At 57.3% G+C, this 3,887-nt stretch carries 4 protein-coding genes; 2 read left to right on the top strand and 2 right to left on the bottom strand.

Going from position 1 to position 3,887, the window contains the following annotated elements; genetic code table 11:
- Window positions 1-506: 506 nt before the first annotated feature.
- Both NKI47_RS34620 and NKI47_RS34615 read left to right on the top strand, forming a co-directional pair.
- On the top strand, window positions 507-1,184 hold the full coding sequence (locus NKI47_RS34620) for a response regulator (protein WP_352596276.1): 678 nt from the start codon (window positions 507-509) through the stop codon (window positions 1,182-1,184).
- Window positions 1,171-2,532, top strand: coding sequence for a sensor histidine kinase (locus NKI47_RS34615; RefSeq protein WP_352596273.1), 1,362 nt, complete (start codon window positions 1,171-1,173; stop codon window positions 2,530-2,532). Before NKI47_RS34620 ends, NKI47_RS34615 begins: the two co-directional genes overlap by 14 nt.
- Window positions 2,533-2,666: 134 nt before the next feature.
- Here the strand turns inward: NKI47_RS34615 and NKI47_RS34610 are convergent, their stop codons facing one another.
- Window positions 2,667-2,951, bottom strand: coding sequence for a hypothetical protein (locus tag NKI47_RS34610; protein WP_352596270.1), 285 nt, complete (start codon window positions 2,949-2,951; stop codon window positions 2,667-2,669).
- A gap of 739 nt (window positions 2,952-3,690) precedes the next feature.
- On the bottom strand, window positions 3,691-3,887 hold a 197-nt coding region (locus NKI47_RS34605; RefSeq protein ID WP_352596267.1), incomplete at its 5' end, for a hypothetical protein.

Raw genomic sequence — 3,887 nt, 5'->3', positions numbered from 1 at the left:
CCGAGCAGGGCCTGCTCGACAAGGTCAAAACGGGTCAGGCGATCGAGTTCACAGCCGATCGCGTCAACGGACGCATCACGGTCACCGGTATCAAGTAACCCGGCCAGCGTCGCGGGGTGAAAACCAATCCGAAGCGCAACTGACCGCTCTCGCAGGCGATCCCGGCGCGATCGCTTGCGAGGTGATGAGCGCCGCGGATCAGCCTTGTGCTGGATTTGCGGCACAATGAAGGGATACGCCAAATGACGCTACAAGTGGTCAATATTCGTGAAAGCTGCGAGGCGCTTTCGCAAAGCCGCGTTCTCGATCCAGTCTATGGATATTGAGACATCAAAACCCAGTACCTGGCTGATGGAAAAGCTGCGTCACCGATTAATGGCGCGGAGCCGAAAAACCGCCGGGAAAAGCCTCAGTGAGACATCGCTTCGTCCGCGTCGCTGACAGAAGCAAACTGGATAAAAGGTCATCAACGCTTGGCGCGCCAGGCCAGATGAGAGATTGCTATTATGAAACTTCTTCTAGTCGAAGACGACGAACAAATCAGCCGTTACATCGAAAATGGACTGAGCTCTTCCGGCCATGTGGTCGATGTCCTGACAGACGGGCGCGATGCTTTGCTTGTCGGACTGCGCGAGCCCTATGACGTCGCAATTGTGGATCGGATGCTGCCAGGCCTCGATGGTTTGTCGCTCGTGCGGGGTCTTCGAGGCGCCGGCGGAAAGGTCCCAGTGATCTTCCTGACGGCGGTGGGCGGTGTCAACGATCGAGTTGAGGGATTGGAGGCAGGTGCGGACGATTACTTGATCAAGCCCTTTGCATTCTCCGAACTCCTGGCTCGGATCAATGCTCTGCAAAGGCGCCCTCCGATCACCCCCGAAAAGGCAAAGCTGAAGGTGGCTGATCTGGAACTGGATCTCTTCAGCCGCCTCGCCACCCGCGGCGGAACGACGATCGAGTTGCTCCCTCGGGAATTCGCGCTGCTTGAACTCCTCATGCGTAACGAGGGCCGCATACTGACGAAGACCATGCTCCTTGAGCGGATCTGGAACTTCAACTTCGACCCGCAAAGCACCGTGGTGGAAACCCATATCAGCCGACTGCGGGCGAAGATCGACAAACCATTCGATGTTCCGCTCCTGCGTAATAGACGCAATACCGGCTACTCCATCCATGGCCAACGCTAGTATCGCCAGAAGTACGTCCATCCGACTCGCCGCGTTCTACATCTCCCTGTTTCTGCTCTCGTTTCTGGGAGCCAATTTCGTCGCTTACAACATGGTCGCCGCCTACCTTTACGAGCGGCTGGATTCCCATGTGATGGAGCGGTTCCGGGAGATTTCTTTCGCTTATGACGCGAACGGTGTCGATGGCGCTGCTGCCATGATCCGAAGCCATGGTCCGGCAATCAGGGGACAGGAGACGCTATACACACTGAAGGATCCCGAAGGCGACTTCCTGGCTGGCAACATTGACATTTCCAACGTGCCGCCGGGATTTTCCACACGCGCACCGACAAGCCACGAGGCGGCGCTCAATAATTTCAGGCTCTACCGGAAGGACCTGGACGGCTACGACCTGACCGTCGGCGTAAGCTATGACGACACCAATCGCTTGCGCAGCATCGCGCTTATCAGCTTCGGCTGGGGAACGGCGATCGTGCTTGCTGGAGGTCTCGGCGCGGGCGCAGTTTTGGCGTTCCGCACGAGACGGCGTGTCGCTAGACTCTCGGATGCGATGAAGTCCGTTGGCGCCGGCGATCTCGCTACCCGCTTGCCGGTCTCCTTGCGCAGCGATGACATCGACGTGCTGGCAACTGAGGTCAACGTCGCGCTGGCACAGCTACAGGCTAGTGTCGCGGCGATGACGCAGGTAACGACCGACATCGCTCACGACCTCAAGACGCCGGTCGGCCGGCTGTTTCTAACGCTTGAGGCCGCTTCCGAAAGCAAAGACCAAACGGCCACGAGATTCCTTATCGAAAAAGCGATGAGCGAAATCTCGCATATAGCCGGCACCTTCGAGGGCTTGCTGCGCATCTCGCAGATCGAGTCCGGCGCACGCCGTTCCCGGTTTGCGAGGGTGAACCTTTCGGAATTGGTCGCCGAAATCTACGATATCTATAGTCACATCGTGGAAGACGCCGAGCGTTCGCTGGTTCTGTCCAATGACAGCCAAAACACGGCCTTATTCATATGGGGCGATGCCGAACTGCTGAAGCAGATGTGCGTGAACCTTATCGTCAACGCAATGCGCCACACACAAAGAGGATCCCGGATTGCGATCGGTGTCACGACACAGGCGAATCGCTGTGCAATCATCGTCAGCGACAACGGACCGGGCATCCCGGCGGCGGAGCGGCAGAAGGTGTTCAAACGCTTCTATCGCCTGGAAAAAAGCCGGACCACCGAAGGGACAGGGCTCGGCCTCAGCCTGGTCAAGGCGATATCGGACATGCATGGCGCGACAATTTCCCTGAAGGACAATAGCCCCGGCTTAATTGTGGAAACAGAGTTCCCCCGTAACCATAATTGAGGTCAGTCACTTAGACGGTTGTTCATATCACTTGAGACGAAATTATAAAAAGGGCAAACCAGCCGGCAGCGCTGCCAGCTGGTTTGCCCTGCACTGGCTCCGTGGGAAGATGCGGAACTGCGGTGTTGGTCCTGCTACCGGCCCGCCCAACTGGCGCGCTGGCGGGGGCTCCCCCCCTGCCACGATGAGGGGCTCACAGTTTCGACTCGGTTATAGGGGGAATCAGTCTTCTCGATATCGCCATTGTCGAGCACTTGGGAAGATATGTCGGGGTTGGATGCCGATTTCGTGGTTTCGCCCGTCGATCCATGGCCGTGCAAGACCTCGCCGATGCGCGGGCTTGTCGAGTTCGTGCCGCTGTTGGCGACACCGGTCGTTGCGGCGAAGACAATCAATGCATATCCGATAGTGTGTTTCATGGTTCAGTCCTCTTGTCGAAAGTGAGCGTTCCGACGCTCAGCAACAACAGGCTATCGGGTCGAATTCACGGGCACCTTCGCTCCGATTTACATTTTTGTGATTCTCATGCGTGGCCATGACAAAAGCAAAGTCCGGAAGGTCAGCTTATGAAATGGCACATGCTGCTGGCTGACACAGTTTCTTTGCGGGGATGCATGTCTATCCAATTATCCAATGATGCTTCAAAGGCAAAAGAGCGCGCGCGGAACCAGACATCAATGAAAACGAATGTTTGACTGTCGCGTCTGCTTGAGGCGCTGGGAGATTGCCGCACACGGGGTTGCCTGGGTCGTCCACTATTCCGTTCCTGAGAGATCTGCATCGAGGTCGACAACCACCCGCGGGTGGCCACGAGCCATACGCAAGCCTTACAAAAATGTATGAAAAATGTTGTGGCGCATGGTGTCGTCGAGCAATAGCGTTCTTGCAACGGCCTTCGCTCGCGAGTGCGCGAACCTCGGTTTGAAACAAGATCCTAGCATCCTCGGAGATGTCGCTCGACACCCCGTCGGCGCCATGTGGATGTTGAGCTCGATACCAGAAAAGCGAGAAACTGGCATCGATGGCCACAAGTCGCATTACACGATCCAACGTGGTGGATCACGACGTGCCGACGGTGTTCGGCCTCGATAAGTCGAACGTCACCGACAAGGTACGGCGCGTCCGGCCCGAATACATGGCCCCGGCAGCGCACGGTGGTCACGGCAAACAGGGATGAGAACCGAACCCCGCAACCTCTACAATGAGAGAAAGTGCATCATGAAACGTATGATCGTAGCGGCCGTTTTGACGGCGCTCAGTTCCGGAGCAGCTCTTGCCGGTGGAAGCCACGCCGGAGGCCATGGCGATAAAGCCGCCACCATGCCGATCGGCAACCCTGGCGAGGCGAGCAAGGC

The sequence above is a fragment of the Mesorhizobium sp. M0633 genome (assembly GCF_040320645.1).
Lineage (GTDB): Bacteria > Pseudomonadota > Alphaproteobacteria > Rhizobiales > Rhizobiaceae > Mesorhizobium.
The sequence above is the reverse complement of the archived record's forward strand: the minus strand, read 5'-3'. Positions and strand labels throughout refer to the sequence as shown.